Origin of the sequence: Streptomyces sp. NPDC048142, from assembly GCF_043202835.1 — a bacterium.
Taxonomy (GTDB): Bacteria; Actinomycetota; Actinomycetes; order Streptomycetales; family Streptomycetaceae; genus Streptomyces.
Genome location: NZ_JBIDBC010000011.1, coordinates 88,582 through 103,751, shown reverse-complemented (window position 1 = coordinate 103,751; position 15,170 = coordinate 88,582). Strand labels below are relative to the sequence as shown.

Here is a 15,170-nt window from a genome sequence, read left to right as displayed (position 1 = left end):
CACCAAACAAATGTGGCCCAGGTCACAGGGGGTTGGTGACGTGGATCAGTCGAGTCGCCAGGGTGTTTGTGAAGTGACTGGCGTCCTGGAGCGGATCCCACTTCACCAAACAAATGTGGCCCAGGTCACAGGGGGTTGGTGACGTGGATCAGTCGAGTCGCCAGGGTGTTTGTGAAGTGACTGGCGTCCTGGAGCGGATCACCTACGCCAACGAGGAGAACGGATACACGGTCGCCCGCGTCGACACCGGGCGCGGAGCCGGGGATCTCCTCACCGTGGTCGGTGCGCTGCTCGGCGCGCAGGTAGGCGAGTCGCTGCGGATGGAGGGCCGTTGGGGCTCGCACTCGCAGTACGGCAAGCAGTTCACCGTGGAGAACTACACCACCGTGCTGCCCGCCACCATCCAGGGCATTCGCCGCTATCTCGGCTCCGGGCTGATCAAGGGGATCGGGCCGGTGATGGCCGACCGGATCACCACCCACTTCGGCGTGGACACCCTCGACATCATCGAGCAGGAACCGAAGCGGCTCGTCGAGGTCCCCGGCCTCGGCCCCAAACGCACCAAGATGATCGCGGCGGCCTGGGAGGAACAGAAGGCGATCAAGGAGGTCATGGTCTTCCTCCAGGGCGTCGGCGTCTCCACCTCCATCGCCGTCCGCATCTACAAGAAGTACGAGAACGCCTCGATCTCCGTCGTGAGGAACCAGCCCTACCGGCTGGCCGCCGACGTCTGGGGCATCGGTTTCCTCACCGCCGACCGGATCGCCCAGGCGGTCGGCATTCCGCACGACAGCCCCGAGCGGGTCAAGGCCGGCCTCCAGTACGCCCTGTCCCAGTCCTCCGACCAGGGGCACTGCTACCTCCCCGAGGAGCGGCTCATCGCGGACGGCGTCAAGCTGCTCCAGGTCGACACCGGGCTGGTCATCGAGTGCCTGGCGGAGCTGGCCGCCGATCCGGAGGGCGTCGTCCGGGAGAAGGTGCCGTCCCCCGAGGGCGGCGAACCGATCACGGCTGTCTATCTGGTCCCCTTCCACCGGGCCGAGCTGTCCCTCGCCGGACAGGTGCGGCGGCTGCTGCGGACCGGGGAGGACCGGATGCCGGCCTTCCAGGACGTGGACTGGGACAAGGCCCTGGCCTGGCTCGCCACGCGTACGGGGGCCTCGCTCGCGCCCGAGCAGGAGGAGGCCGTACGGCTCGCGCTCAGCCGGAAGGTGGCCGTCCTGACCGGTGGGCCCGGCTGCGGGAAGTCGTTCACCGTCCGCTCCATCGTCGAGCTGGCCCGCGCGAAGCGGGCCAAGGTCGTGCTGGCCGCGCCCACCGGGCGGGCCGCCAAGCGGCTCGCGGAGCTGACCGGGGCCGAGGCGTCCACCGTGCACCGGCTCCTGGAGCTGAAGCCGGGCGGCGACGCGGCGTACGACCGGGAGCGTCCGCTGGACGCCGATCTGGTCGTCGTGGACGAGGCGTCGATGCTCGATCTGCTGCTCGCCAACAAGCTCGTGAAGGCGGTGGCACCCGGTGCCCACCTCCTCCTCGTGGGTGACGTCGACCAACTGCCCTCGGTCGGCGCGGGAGAGGTGCTGAGCGATCTGCTCGCGGAGGGAGGCCCGGTCCCCGCTGTCCGGCTCACCCGGATCTTCCGCCAGGCCCAGCAGTCCGGTGTCGTGACGAACGCGCACCGGATCAACGCGGGACAGGCCCCGCTCACCGAGGGGCTGAGCGACTTCTTCCTCTTCGTGGCGGACGAGACGGAGGACGCGGGCAAGCTCGCCGTCGATGTCGCGGCCCGTCGCATTCCGGCCAAATTCGGCCTCGACCCGCGCCGTGACGTGCAGGTCCTCGCCCCGATGCACCGGGGCCCCGCCGGCGCGGGCCATCTGAACGGGCTGCTCCAGCAGGCCGTCACCCCGGGCCGCCCCGACCTCCCCGAGAAGCGGTTCGGCGGCCGCGTCTTCCGGGTCGGCGACAAGGTCACCCAGATCCGCAACAACTACGACAAGGGTGAGAACGGCGTCTTCAACGGCACGGTCGGCGTCGTCACCGGCCTGGACGTGGACGAACAGAAGCTCACCGTCCGCACCGACGAGGACGAGGAGATCGGCTACGACTTCGACGAGCTGGACGAGCTGGCCCACGCGTACGCCATGACGATCCACCGCTCCCAGGGCAGCGAGTATCCGGCCGTCGTCATCCCCGTCACCACCAGCGCCTGGATGATGCTCCAGCGCAATCTGCTCTACACGGCCGTGACGAGGGCCAGGAAGCTCGTCGTCCTCGTCGGTTCCCGTAAGGCGATCGGCCAGGCGGTCCGCACGGTTTCCGCAGGCAGACGCTGTACGGCACTGGATTTCCGGCTCCGGGGCGGCTCGGGCGAAGACTTCGCGTGACCCCTGCGCAAAAATGATCGATCAAATCGGTGGGAAACATCACGGAGGCCTTCCGGAACCGCAGTCAAGGGGGCAGGATGAGTAAGTTGGCGGCACTCAGTGCCGTCAGTAGGTCCAATGGACGACCCCGAGTGCACTCTCCTGAGCCGAATGGGGGAGGGTGGAAGACAGTCAGGGCACCTCGAAGAAGAGGCACTACGTCGGTGAGGGATGACGTGAGCGAGCACACCAACAACGCTGTAGTACTGCGGTACGGCGATGACGAGTACACCTACCCGGTGATCGACAGCACCGTCGGCGACAAGGGCTTCGACATCGGGAAGCTCCGGGCCAATACCGGCCTGGTGACGCTGGACAGCGGATACGGCAACACCGCCGCCTATAAATCCGCCATCACGTACCTCGACGGTGAGCAGGGCATTCTGCGCTACCGCGGATACCCGATCGAGCAGCTCGCCGAGCGCTCGTCGTTCCTCGAGGTCGCGTACACGCTGATCAACGGCGACCTGCCGAAGGTCGACGAGCTGGCGGCCTTCAGGAACGAGATCACCCAGCACACGCTGCTGCACGAGGACGTCAAGCGGTTCTTCGACGGCTTCCCGCGCGACGCCCACCCGATGGCCATGCTGTCCTCGGTCGTCAGCGCGCTGTCCACGTTCTACCAGGACAGCCACAACCCGTTCGACGAGGAGCAGCGCCACCTCTCGACGATCCGCCTGCTGGCGAAGCTGCCGACGATCGCGGCGTACGCCTACAAGAAGTCGATCGGGCACCCCTTCGTCTACCCGCGCAACGACCTCGGGTACGTCGAGAACTTCCTGCGCATGACCTTCTCGGTCCCCGCCCAGGAGTACGTGCCGGACCCGGTCGTCGTCTCGGCGCTGGACAAGCTGCTCATCCTGCACGCGGACCACGAGCAGAACTGTTCGACCTCCACCGTGCGTCTGGTCGGCTCCTCGCAGGCGAACATGTTCGCCTCGATCTCCGCCGGCATCTCGGCGCTGTGGGGCCCGCTGCACGGCGGCGCCAACCAGTCGGTGCTGGAGATGCTGGAAGGCATCCAGGCCAACGGCGGCGACGTCGACTCCTTCATCCGCAAGGTGAAGAACAAGGAGGACGGCGTCCGCCTGATGGGCTTCGGCCACCGGGTGTACAAGTCCTTCGACCCGCGCGCCAAGATCATCAAGGCCGCCGCCCACGATGTGCTGTCCGCGCTCGGCAAGTCCGACGAGCTGCTCGACATCGCGCTCAAGCTGGAGGAGCACGCGCTCTCCGACGAGTACTTCGTCTCGCGCAACCTCTACCCCAACGTGGACTTCTACACCGGTCTGATCTACCGGGCCATGGGCTTCCCGACCGAGATGTTCACCGTGCTCTTCGCGCTCGGCCGCCTCCCCGGCTGGATCGCCCAGTGGCACGAGATGATCAAGGAGCCGGGTTCCCGCATCGGCCGCCCGCGTCAGATCTACACCGGCGAGGTCCTGCGCGACTTCGTCCCGGTCGAGGGCCGCTGACCCGGACCTCGTACCGCAGGGTCCGGCACCGCCGGATCCCGCACCGCCCGTAGTGCCCGGCCTCTTCGGCCGACTGCCTTCGCCCCGCGTACCGCGCTTCGCACAGAGCGCGGTGTCCGGGGCGATTCGGCGTTTCAGGGGGGGCGGGAGGCTCCAGAGGGAGGGGCTGAGGCGAGAGGTTCAAGGGCGTTCGACGTGACAGGGGGCCGGAAAGCGAGAAACGCCCCGCCGCCGATCCCCCCACGGGTCGACGGTCGGGACGATTCCCATGTCCCGGAGCGGATTCCCCCCACGGGATCCGGCCGGGCGTCTGCAGGAGCCGAAGCCCCCGTTGTTCTGTTGTGTTCCCTTGCGCTGCGATCTGCCGGGGTACGTACGGACGGGAGGGCCGCTCAAAGCTCCCCGGTGCACGTGCCCCGGCCAAACGCTTGCCACAGGAGCGTCCCCCAAGACACTCCATCGGACGTCCCCCAAGACATCCGTGGCATCGCACTCTAAGACTCGTGAACCCACCGGATGGTTACCCTGAAACCGGTGTGATCTAAATCTCTTTGTGGAAGTTACGTGAAGGCACGCAACCGTAGGCCGCTCGTGACGACGAACGCGGACGAAAACGCCATAGCGACTCCCGTGATCATTGGGTTGAGCAGGCCACTTGCAGCCAGGAGCAAGGCCGCGACGCTGTGCCCGAAGGCCCGGAAGAGGCTGCCCCTGACGGTGGTCAGCGTACGCCTGGAGAAGCGGATTGCGTCAGCCGTCACCTTGAGATCTCCACGAACCGGCGTGCGGCCGCTCGCCTCGACCGCCGCATCCGTCCCGGTGCCCATCACCGGTCCCGGGCCTGTCCCGGGTCTGCCGTGCGGTGGGGCGGCCTCGTCGTCGGCCCCTGCTGCCTTCCGTTCCGGCTGTGCGGCGGGGCGGTCCGTGCGGCCGGTCTTCTCGGCCGTGGCGACGGGGTCACCCGGCTCCGGGGAAGCGCGGATCGGGCCGTGCCCCACCCGTATCGGCTGGTGGGGCAGGGCCCGACGGTGAACGGGGTGCTGCGGCTCCGGGCCGGTGCGGGCCGGTGCGGGTCGGTCTTCAGGCGGCCGGGCCGAGGAGCTCGTATCCGGCCTCGTCGACGGCGGCGCGGACGGCGTCCTCGGCCAGCGGGGCCTTGGATGTGACGGTGACCAGGCCGGTGGCGGCCACGGCGGCGACCGAGGTCACGCCCGCGATCCCGGAGATCTCCTCCGACACGGATCCCTCGCAGTGGCCGCAGGTCATGCCCGTGACCTGGTACACGGTGGTGACCGAGTCGGTCTGCTCGATCCGCACGTCGGCGGCGCCGTCGTGGCAGGAGCCGGTGGGCGAGCAGCAGGAACCGGTGGACTGGGAGGTCTCAGTGGTCTCGGCGGTCATGACGTTCTCCTCTTCGCGAACACGTTTCGGCGGCACGGTGGGGCGCGTGGGGGCGCAGGGGACTCCGTGGCGCCCCGTCCCGCCCGTACTATACCCCTAGGGGGTATCAATCTGCTCCGGTGATGCCACGTGTCGGCCGGTGGCGAGGCGGTCTACGGCGCCTGCGGGGTCCGGTGTGGCGCGTCGTCGCCGACCAGGGGGTCCAGGTAGCGGAACATGATCGTCTTCAGCTCCCGGGTGTAGGCCGCACGCTCCTCGCCCTCGTGGGCCATGATCAGGTCCAGTCCGGCCTTGAACAGCATGAAGGTCATGTCGGCGATCCGGTGGACCTGGTCCGCGGGCGCGTCCGGGAGGTAGTCGGCGAGCACCGCTTCGACCCGCGTCAGCATCGTGGCGTGCAGCGTGTCGTGCTCCTCGGTGATCCGGCCGGGGATCTCCGAGCCGTGCATCAGGACGGAGAACGCCGGGTTCTCGCAGTTGAAGGCGATCAGCGGGTCGAGGATGGCGTCCAGCATGCGGTCGAGCGGGAGTTCGATATGGCTCTGGCTGAAGGCGGTGCCGTAGGTGTCCCGCCAGCGGTTGAGCAGCTGGTCGCCGAGCTCGACGGCGATGGCCTCCTTGTTCGGGAAGAACTGGTAGAGCGTGCCCGGCGACACCCCGGCCTCGCGGGCGATGGCGTTGGTGCTGGACGCGGTGTAGCCGCTGGTGCAGAACACGCTGGCGGCGGCCTGGAGGAGTTGGGCGATACGGGCCTCGCCGCGGGCCTGGCGGCGCCGCGGGCGGGCGGAGCCCGGCGTTCCGCCGGCGGCGGAACCGTCGTCCGCTCCGTCCGCTGCGGTGTCCTGGGTGGCTTTGGCCTCCGACACGGTCAATCCCCGGCTCTCATGATGCGGTTGACAAACACGAGCACTCACTCGCATTCTAGTGAAACGCGAGCGACTACTCGTGTTTGCCAGGGTAAGTGGCAACGATCGACCCATGCTGCCTTGTGCTGCCCGGGTCTCGGTGAAGGGGACACCGCACCATGTCCGAAGTCAACCGTTCCGTGCCACCGCCGGTCGGCGGCTGGACCCGGCTCGTCACCGCCCGGCCGCGGCTCGCGCTGCTGGCCGCGCTGGTGATCACCGCGCTCGCCGTGTTCGCCGGGAGCGGGGTGGCGGACCGGATGGGCAGCGGCGGCTGGCAGGCCCCCGATGCCGAGTCGACCTATGCGACCGACGTGCTGGCACGGGAGTTCCCCGCCTCCCAGCCCAACCTGCTCCTTCTGGTGGACAGCGGCTCCGCGACCGTCGACGATCCGGCGGTGGCCGCCGAAGCCGCCCGCCTCGTCGGCCGGCTGGAGGCCGAACCGGGCATCTCGGGCATCGGGTCCTACTGGGAGGCCGCCTCGCCCGCCCTGCGCTCCGAGGACGGTCACGAGGCGGTCATCGCCGCCCGGATCGGGGGCGACGAGAAGACCGCGGGCGAGACCCTCGACCGGATAGCCCCCGCCTTCGCGGGGGAGCGGGGGCCGGTGACGGTCTCCCTCGGCGGGCCCGTCGCCGTGCAGCACGAGATGCAGACGATCATCCAGGAAGACCTGCTGCGGGCCGAGCTGATCGCTCTGCCGGTGACGCTCGTCCTCCTGGTCATGGTCTTCGGCAGCGCCGTCGCCGCGATGCTGCCGCTCGGTGTCGGCATCGTCGCCATCCTCGGCACCAACGCCGTGCTGCGAGGCCTGACGGAGTTCACCGACGTCTCGGTCTTCGCCATGAACCTCACCACGGCCCTCGGCCTCGGACTCGCCATCGACTACGCCCTGTTCATCGTCCGCCGCTTCCGCGAGGAGCTGGCCGGCGGGGCCGACCCCCGGGCGGCGGTGGGCACGACTCTGCGGACCGCCGGGCGTACGGTGCTGTTCTCCGCGCTGACCGTGGCGGTGTCCCTGTCGGCCATGCTCGTCTTCCCGCAGTACTTCCTGCGGTCCTTCGCCTACGCCGGGATCGCCGTGGTCCTCCTGGCCGCCGCTGCCGCACTGATCCTGCTGCCCGCGGCACTCGTGCTGCTCGGCCCCCGGATCAACGCGCTGGACCTGCGTCGCATGCTCCGCCGCCGGAAGAAGGGCCCGGCGGGCGCGGCGGGCGCGGCGGCCTGCCGCTCCGGGGCGGCCTCCGTCGACGGCGCCGGCGCGTCGCCCGGCCGGGGATGGGCGCGGCTCGCCGTGCTGGTGATGCGCAGGGCGCCCGTCTTCGCCGTCGTCACCACCGTCGGGCTCCTGCTGCTCGGACTGCCCTTCCTGGGCGTCAAGTTCGGCACGGCGGACGACCGTCAGCTGCCGGTCGGCGCGGAGTCCCGGGTCGTCCAGGAGCACATCCGTGACGGGTTCCCCGGCAGCCCCGGCGGCGGGCTGGAGGTGCTGGCCGAGGGGCAGGGTTCCGCTGCCGAGTACGCGGACCTGAAGAATCGGATCGAGCAGCTCCCCGGAGTCCTGCGGGTCGACGGCCCGGTCACCGCGGACTCCGTCGCCTACTACAGCGTGCTGCCCGGGGAAGATGCCGTCGGCGAGGAGACCCAGCAGCTCGTACGGGACCTGAGAGCGGTGCCCTCCGCCTCCTCTCTCGACACCTCGGTGACGGGCACGGCGGCGGTCCTCGTCGACTCCAAGGACGCCATAGCCGACCGGCTGCCCTGGGCACTGGCGATCATCGTGGTGGCGACCCTCCTCCTGGTCTTCCTGCTCACCGGCAGTGTGCTCATCCCGCTCCAGGCGGTCGTGCTCAACGCCCTCAGCCTGACCGCGATGTTCGGAGCGGTGGTCTGGGTCTTCCAGGACGGGAATCTCTCCGGGCTGCTCGCCTTCACCAGTACGGGCGACATCGAGACGACGCTGCCCGTCCTGATGTTCTGCGTGGCCTTCGGGCTCTCCATGGACTACGGGGTCTTCCTGATATCCCGGATCAAGGAGGAGTACGACCGCACCGGCGACCACGAGCACTCCGTCACCTTCGGACTCCGGCACACCGGCGGGCTGATCACCGCGGCCGCCGTGATCCTCGCGGTCGTGATGGTGGCCATCGGCACCTCACGGGTCACCAACACCAAGATGCTGGGACTCGGCATCGCCCTCGCCGTCCTGATGGACGCCATGGTGGTGCGCGGTCTGCTGGTCCCCGCGGTGATGAAGCTGATGGGCCGCTCCACCTGGTGGGCCCCCGCACCCCTGCGCGCCTTCCACCGCAAGTTCGGCCTCAGCGAAGGGGATCCGGTCCCGGCCGGCTCCACCACTGCGGAGTCTCCGGACGGCCGGGGCGGCCCCGGGGGCGCGGGACCCACGGCGGAGGCCGAGGACATATCCGCGGCGGGCGTGGAGATGGCCGAACCGGCGGGACGCTGAGGCCCGCGCAGGGGGCTCCGCGCCGGGGCCCGGGGCTGGGAAACCGTTCGGAACAGCCTTCGGGAAAACCATTCGGAACAGCCCTCGGGGGCCGTTGGGAACAGCCCTCCGGAAGCCCTCCGGAAGCCCTCCGGAAGCCCTCCGGAAGCCGTTCGGAAACAGTCCTCCGGGAGGCCGGAAATGCCCTCGGGACGGGCTCCGGTGGCCCCGCGCGACACCGAACGGGTGGCGGCCGGGGGCCGGGCCCTCCGCCCGGCCCGGAAGGCGTCAGGGGTCGACCGATGGGATCAGTGAGAGGCCGTTGACCTGGGATTTCATGCTCTGATGCCTAGAATTACCTCCTCGGAAGAGGGGGCTCGGATGGACCGGAACGTACGCACGACGGACGACGTACTGGCGTTGATGGACGGGCTGTTCGCCCCGGAGGCGGACCGGTGGACGGCCGGCGGGGCGTCGTGGTGGGACGACTTCTACGCGGACCGTTCGAAAGAGGTGCCGTTCTTCGTGGACAAGCCCGACGAGAGCCTCGACGCGTATCTCCGCCGGGGCCTGATCACCCCGGGCCGGGCGCTCGACCTCGGCTGCGGGCCCGGCCGCAACGCGCTGCACCTGGCCTCGCTCGGCTTCGACGTCGACGCGGTCGACCTCTCCCCGGCGGCGATCGCCTGGGCCCGGGAGCGGGCCGACGAGGCGGGGGCTCGCGGCATCCGGTTCCAGCGCGGTGACGCGTTCGCCCTGACGGCGGCGGGGGCCGCCCTGGCCGGGCCCTACGACCTGATTCACGACTCCGGCTGCTTCCACCACCTGCCGCCCCACCGGCGTATCAGCTATCTCGCCCTCCTGGAGCGCTGCCTCGCGCCCGGCGGCTACTTCACCCTCACCTGCTTCGCCGCCGGGGAGGGCGGGATGGGGTCGGAGCTGCCGGACGCCGAGCTCTACCGGGCGGGGGGTCTGCAGGGCGGACTCGCCTATCCGCCCGAGGCGCTGCGCCGCATCTTCTCCGGCCTGACGGAGATCGAGCTGCGCCGTATGAACGACGAGGCTCCCGCATCCCCGCTCTTCGGGGAGCCGTTCCTCTGGACGGCCCTGTTCCGCTCGGCCGCCCAGAGGTAGCGGGCCGGGGCGTGGGCGGGGCGCCCCGGCGGTCGTCGGGCGGCAGGGCGTCAACGGCCCCGGTTGCGGGGGCGGGAGGCGACCCAGGCTCGGACGGTGTCGCCGTACCAATACGGTTTCCCGTTCTTCACCTGGTCGGGCGGGGGCAGTAGCCCGTGCTTGCGATAGGAGCGGACCGTGTCCGGCTGGACCTGGATGTGCGCGGCAATGTCCTTGTAGGACCAGAGTGTTCTGTCCGTCATGAGTGACACCTCTCTGCGCTTCTCTGCTCTGCTGCGCTCCGCGGCGCAAGCTGACGATCACTCAGCCTGTGCTCGGTTGAACGACCCCGGACGGCAAGCGGGGTGGGGCTGTCGACCGGCTGTGACAGAAAACCCGCGTAACGGAGATATGTGTGCCGAAACGGTTACTGCTGTGCCAGAAGGGGCGAACCGGGGCCGGTGTTGCGGAGGGCGGCCGCTGTCAGACCCGGGTGCCACGATGGAGGACATGAGTACTTCCGAACGCCCGATGCCCCCTCTGGTCGCCGATGAACGCACCTCCCTGGAGAGCTGGCTCGACTTCTACCGGGCCACCCTCGCCCAGAAGTGCGCGGACCTGCCCGGGAAGGGCCTGCGCGAGGCGTCCGCGGCACCCTCGCCGATCACCCTCCTCGGATTGCTCCAGCACCTGACGGAGGTCGAGCGGAACTGGTTCCGCCGGGTCCTGGCGAAGGAGGACGTCCCGCCGCTCTTCGACCCTCCGGCCGGCGGCGGGGACGGGGCCGAGGGCCGCGACGGTGGCTGGGACCTCACCGAGGACTCCACCTATGAGCAGGCGCTCGCGCAGTGGGAGGCCGAGGTGGCGAGGGCCCGGCAGAACTGCGCGGCCCGAGCGCTCGACGACACCAGCCCGTTCATGGGCGGGGAGGTCACGCTGCGCTGGATCTACACCCACATGATCGGCGAATACGCCCGGCACTGCGGCCACGCCGACCTGATCCGCGAACGCGTCGACGGGCGTACAGGGGTCTGACCCGGGGCCCGGCGATCGGGCCCGGGGGCTGGGGCCCGTGACTGGGGGCCTCTGAAACTCAGGACCTCGGACGTCTGGACCTCATGACTCTCGGACGTCCGGACCTCTCGGGATCTCAGGGGGCTGAGGCGGGTGTTCCGCAGGAGCGGAGGAATTCCCGGGTGCGGCGCGCGATGGGGAACGGCTTGTCCGGCGGGCACGGATACATGTCCTGCTCCACGATTGCGAACAGGTCGACGTCCAGGGCGCGGGCCGCGTCCAGGACCGGTTCCAGGGCGGGGACTCCGGCGGGCGGCTCGCACATCACGCCCCGGGCCACCGCCGGGCCGAACGGCACCTCGTCCGCCAGCACCGTCGCCAGGATCTCCGGGTCGACCTGCTTGAGATGGAGGTAGCCGATGCGTTCCCCGTACGTCTCGATGAGCTTGACGCTGTCGCCGCCGCAGTAGGCGTAGTGCCCGGTGTCCAGGCAGAGCGAGACCAGGTCCGGATCGGTGGCGTCGAGGAAGCGGTTGACGTTCTCCTCGGTGTCGATGTGGGTGTCGGCGTGCGGGTGGACGACGATCCGCAGGCCGAACCGCTCCCGGACCTCCCGGCCCAGTCGATCCGTCTGTGCGGTCAGGTCACGCCACTGTGCGGGGGTGAGCGCCCGGTCCTCCAGCACCTCGCCCGTCTTGTCGTCGCGCCAGAAGGAGGGGATGACGACCAGGTGTTCGGCTCCCATGGCCCGGGTCAGTCCGGCGATGTCCGCGACATGCGCCCAGGTCCGGTCCCAGACGGCCGGGCCGTGGTGCAATCCGGTGAAAACGGTGCCGGCGGAGACCGTGAGCCCCCGGCTGCGGGTCTCGTCGGCGAGCCGGGCCGGGTCGGTGGGCAGATAGCCGTACGGGCCGAGCTCGATCCACGCGTACCCGGCCTCGGCCACCTCGTCGAGGAAGCGTTGCCAGGGCACCTGCTTCGGGTCGTCGGGGAACCACACGCCCCAGGAGTCGGGGGCCGAGCCGATGCGGATGCGGGCCGAAGAGCGGACGGAGGGGGTCATAACGGCCAGCCTCGTGGCCCGTGCGGAAGGGTGTCAAGAGTTCGTCCGAATGTCCGGACAAAATATTGACAGGGTTCCCCGGAGGGGGCTAGACCTGGGACGAGCCGGCCACCGGTGCGTCGAAGGGATGCGTATGCCTGAGCCGTACGACGTGATCACCATGGGGCGGATCGGGGTGGACCTCTACCCGCTGGAGGTCGGGGTGCCGCTCGCCCGGGTCGAGACGTTCGGCAAGTTCCTCGGTGGTTCCCCGGCGAACGTCGCGGTGGCGGCGGCCCGGCTGGGGCGGCGGACGGCCGTGATCACCCGGACCGGACGGGACGCCTTCGGTACGTATCTCCACCAGGAACTGGAACGGTTCGGCGTGGACGCCCGCTGGGTGACGGCCGTGGAGGAGTATCCGACCCCGGTCACCTTCTGCGAGATCTTTCCGCCGGACGACTTTCCGCTCTACTTCTACCGGCAGCCCAAGGCCCCCGATCTGGAGATCCACGCGCCGGACCTCGACCTGGACGCGGTGCGCGACGCCCGGATCTTCTGGATGACGGGCACCGGACTCAGCGCCGAGCCGAGCCGCTCCGCCACACTGGCCGCCCTCGCGGCGCGCACCGCCGGCCCGGCGGGTTCGGCGGCGCACGGCACCGGCCGCGCGGGTGGGCGTACGGCGACGGTCTTCGACCTCGACTGGCGGCCCATGTTCTGGGACGGGGGCGATGACAGCACCGAGGCGCCCGCGCGGTACCGCGAGGCGCTGGCCCATGCCACGATCGCCGTCGGCAACATCGACGAGTGCGCGATCGCGACCGGCGAACGCGAACCGTACGCCGCGGCCCGCGCCCTGCTCGCGGCCGGGGTGGAGCTCGCCGTCGTCAAACAGGGGCCGAAGGGCGTGCTCGCCGTCCACCGCGACGGCAGCACCACCGATTGCCCGCCGCTGCCGGTGGAGGTGGTCAACGGCCTCGGCGCGGGGGACGCGTTCGGGGGCGCGCTCTGCCACGGGCTGCTCGCCGGGTGGCCCCTCGACCGCCTCGTGCGGTACGCGAACGCGGCCGGCGCCATCGTCGCCTCCCGGCTCGCCTGCTCGTCAGCGATGCCGTTCCCGGACGAGGTCGAGGGCGCCCTCGCGGCCGGAGCCGTCACGGCGGACCCCGGCGCTCCGGCGGGCCGGAAGGCTCCGGCGGCGACCGGTGCGTCGGCCGGCCTCGGCGGTTCGGCTGATCCTGGGGGGTCCGTAAGCCCTGGCGGTTCGGCTGATGCCGGGGGTTCCGCCGGCCTCGGCGGTTCGGCTGGTCCTGGGGGGTCCGTGGGCCCCGGCGGTTCGGCTGATTCCGGGGGTTCCGTCGGCCTCGGCGCTTTGGCTGATCCTGGGGGGTCCGTGGGCGTCGGCGGTTCGGCTGATCCTGGTGCTTCCGTCGACCCCGGTGCTTCCGCGGGCCCCCGCGCCGGAGCGGGCTCGTGACGCCGCTCGCGCCCTCCCTCTCCGAAGTCGTGCGGCTGCGCGCCGAGCGACCCGAAGCCGTTGCCGAGGCCGCCGCGCGACGGAAGCGGCGACGGCTGGTCCGTACCGCCGGCGACCGGTTGATGATCATCGCGGCCGACCATCCCGCGCGCGGCGCGCTCGCCGTGGGGGACCGTCCCCTAGCCATGGCCAACCGCTTCGAACTGCTGGAGCGGCTCTGCCTCGCCCTCTCCCGTCCCGGGGTCGACGGCGTGCTCGCCTCCGCCGACGTCCTGGACGACCTCCTCCTGCTCGGCGCCCTGGAGGACAAGATCGTGATGGGCTCGATGAACCGCGGCGGGCTGGCCGGCGCCGCGTTCGAGCTCGACGACCGGTTCACCGGACACCGCCCCGAGGACCTGGTCCGGCACGGGTTCGACGCGGGGAAGCTGCTGCTCCGCATCGACCACGACGACCCCGGTTCGCTGGACACCCTGCACACCGCCGCCCGGACCATCGACGCGATGGCCGCGCACCGGCTGCCCGTCTTCGTCGAGCCGTTCCTCTGCCGCCGTGTCGACGGCCGCCTGCGCAACGATCTCGGCGCCGCCGCCGTGGCCACTTCCATCGCCATCGCCTCGGGCCTCGCCGGGACGTCCGCGTACACCTGGCTGAAGGTCCCCGTCACCGACGACCCCGACGCCATGGGCCGGGTGATGGAGGCCTCCACGCTGCCCGCCGTGCTGCTCGGCGGCGAGGTCGGCGACGACCAGGACGCGGCGTACGGGAAATGGCGTGACGCGCTGCGGCTGCCCACCGTGCGAGGCCTGGTCGTGGGGCGCTCGCTGCTCTACCCGGTCGACGGGGACGTGACATGCGCCGTCGACACCGCCGTATCGCTGCTCCGGACGGGTAGGGAGGGGCTATGACGACGCATCACCCCCACCGAGGGCAGCACCGGGACCGGGACCAGGGCCAGGACCCGGGCCAGCACCAGGACCGGTACCACCTGCCTTCCGGCAGCGCCGCGCGTGGGGCGTACGCCGTCGACATCGATCCCGGGCGGGCCGGCTGGGACCGTTCGTCGCTGCGGGTGCTGGAGCTGGAGCCGGGCGGTGTTCACACGCTTGTCACCGGCGGTAGCGAATGGATCGTCCTTCCGTTGGCCGGTGCCTGTACGGTGCATACGGCAGGTGAGACCTTTGAACTGCTGGGCCGGGAAAGCGTGTTCAGCGGGGTCACCGACTTCGCCTACGTACCGCGCGAGGCCCATGCGCAGATCGCCTCCGGCGCAGGAGGCCGCTTCGCCCTGGCAGGAGCGAAGTGCGAGCGACGACTCCCCGCTCGCTACGGCCCCGCGCCGGAGGTACCCGTCGAGCTGCGCGGCTCCGGGACCTGCTCGCGCCAGGTGAACAACTTCGCCGCCGCCGACACCTTCGACTGCGACCGGCTGATCGCCGTCGAGGTCCTCACCCCCGGCGGCAACTGGTCCTCGTACCCGCCGCACAAGCACGACGAGCACGTGCCGGGCGAGGAGTGCGAACTGGAGGAGATCTACTACTTCGAGGTGGCGGACGGCGGGCTCGGCTACCACCGGGTCTCCCCGTCGCGCGACGGCGGTACGGACGTCCTCGCCGAAGTGCGCAGCGGGGACGCCGTCCTCATCCCTGACGGCTGGCACGGCCCGTCCATCGCCCCGCCCGGCCGGACGCTGTACTACCTGAACGTGATGGCCGGGCCGGGGGAGGAGCGCGCCTGGCTGATCCGCGACCATCCCGACCACCGCTGGATCCGCGACACCTGGCGGGACGAGCCGATCGACGCCAGACTCCCGCTGTACACGGCGCATCCGTCGCCCGGCCCGGAGGTAACGCCTTGAGCCCGACGAGTC

12 protein-coding genes and 1 pseudogene are annotated in these 15,170 nt (G+C 70.5%); 8 read left to right on the top strand and 5 right to left on the bottom strand.

Annotation, left to right across the window (positions count from 1 at the left end; all coding sequences use genetic code 11):
* Positions 1-176: 176 nt before the first annotated feature.
* A complete protein-coding gene (locus ACGF2Y_RS16760; RefSeq protein ID WP_392947485.1) occupies positions 177-2,384 on the top strand; it encodes an ATP-dependent RecD-like DNA helicase in 2,208 nt (735 codons plus the stop codon).
* 215 nt (positions 2,385-2,599) lie between these two features.
* Positions 2,600-3,898, top strand: a complete 1,299-nt coding sequence (locus tag ACGF2Y_RS16755) for a citrate synthase (protein WP_392947482.1) — start codon at positions 2,600-2,602, stop codon at positions 3,896-3,898.
* 560 nt (positions 3,899-4,458) lie between these two features.
* Here ACGF2Y_RS16755 and ACGF2Y_RS16750 read toward each other — a convergent pair.
* The 3 genes and pseudogenes from ACGF2Y_RS16750 to ACGF2Y_RS16740 all read right to left on the bottom strand — a co-directional run.
* Positions 4,459-4,734, bottom strand: a pseudogene (locus ACGF2Y_RS16750) (hypothetical protein); the annotation flags it as partial.
* Between the two features lie 244 nt (positions 4,735-4,978).
* A complete protein-coding gene (locus ACGF2Y_RS16745) occupies positions 4,979-5,299 on the bottom strand; it encodes a heavy-metal-associated domain-containing protein (protein ID WP_392947480.1) in 321 nt (106 codons plus the stop codon).
* Positions 5,300-5,451: 152 nt separating this feature from the next.
* Positions 5,452-6,165 carry a TetR family transcriptional regulator gene (locus tag ACGF2Y_RS16740; RefSeq protein ID WP_392947477.1) on the bottom strand — a complete coding sequence of 238 codons (714 nt, stop codon included), beginning with the start codon at positions 6,163-6,165 and terminating at the stop codon, positions 5,452-5,454.
* 158 nt (positions 6,166-6,323) lie between these two features.
* Between ACGF2Y_RS16740 and ACGF2Y_RS16735 the strand changes: the two genes are divergently transcribed.
* Together ACGF2Y_RS16735 and ACGF2Y_RS16730 are read left to right on the top strand one after the other, a co-directional pair.
* Positions 6,324-8,672 (top strand): MMPL family transporter, encoded by a 2,349-nt coding sequence (locus ACGF2Y_RS16735; RefSeq protein ID WP_392947475.1) that lies wholly within the window; start codon positions 6,324-6,326, stop codon positions 8,670-8,672.
* 360 nt (positions 8,673-9,032) lie between these two features.
* Positions 9,033-9,785, top strand: coding sequence for a class I SAM-dependent methyltransferase (locus tag ACGF2Y_RS16730; RefSeq protein WP_392947474.1), 753 nt, complete (start codon positions 9,033-9,035; stop codon positions 9,783-9,785).
* Positions 9,786-9,835: 50 nt separating this feature from the next.
* Here ACGF2Y_RS16730 and ACGF2Y_RS16725 read toward each other — a convergent pair whose 3' ends face one another.
* Positions 9,836-10,027, bottom strand: coding sequence for an AlpA family transcriptional regulator (locus ACGF2Y_RS16725; RefSeq protein WP_010064909.1), 192 nt, complete (start codon positions 10,025-10,027; stop codon positions 9,836-9,838).
* 247 nt (positions 10,028-10,274) lie between these two features.
* Here ACGF2Y_RS16725 and ACGF2Y_RS16720 point away from each other — a divergent pair, with 247 nt between their 5' ends.
* On the top strand, positions 10,275-10,799 hold the full coding sequence (locus tag ACGF2Y_RS16720; RefSeq protein ID WP_392947471.1) for a DinB family protein: 525 nt from the start codon (positions 10,275-10,277) through the stop codon (positions 10,797-10,799).
* Between the two features lie 115 nt (positions 10,800-10,914).
* On the opposite strand, the gene ACGF2Y_RS16715 is transcribed toward ACGF2Y_RS16720, so the two are convergent.
* Positions 10,915-11,841: a sugar phosphate isomerase/epimerase family protein gene (locus ACGF2Y_RS16715; protein WP_392947468.1), complete on the bottom strand. Its 927-nt coding sequence runs from the start codon at positions 11,839-11,841 to the stop codon at positions 10,915-10,917.
* A 133-nt stretch (positions 11,842-11,974) separates the two neighbouring features.
* Here ACGF2Y_RS16715 and iolC point away from each other — a divergent pair, with 133 nt between their 5' ends.
* Genes iolC through iolB form a run of 3 tightly spaced genes read left to right on the top strand, consistent with a single transcriptional unit; the run spans position 11,975 to position 15,158 of the window.
* Positions 11,975-13,300, top strand: coding sequence for a 5-dehydro-2-deoxygluconokinase (iolC, locus tag ACGF2Y_RS16710; RefSeq protein ID WP_392947466.1), 1,326 nt, complete (start codon positions 11,975-11,977; stop codon positions 13,298-13,300).
* Positions 13,297-14,208, top strand: a complete 912-nt coding sequence (locus ACGF2Y_RS16705) for a deoxyribose-phosphate aldolase (protein WP_392947463.1) — start codon at positions 13,297-13,299, stop codon at positions 14,206-14,208. Before iolC ends, ACGF2Y_RS16705 begins: the two co-directional genes overlap by 4 nt.
* A complete protein-coding gene (gene iolB, locus ACGF2Y_RS16700; RefSeq protein ID WP_392947460.1) occupies positions 14,205-15,158 on the top strand; it encodes a 5-deoxy-glucuronate isomerase in 954 nt (317 codons plus the stop codon). Before ACGF2Y_RS16705 ends, iolB begins: the two co-directional genes overlap by 4 nt.
* Positions 15,159-15,170 lie beyond the last annotated feature (12 nt).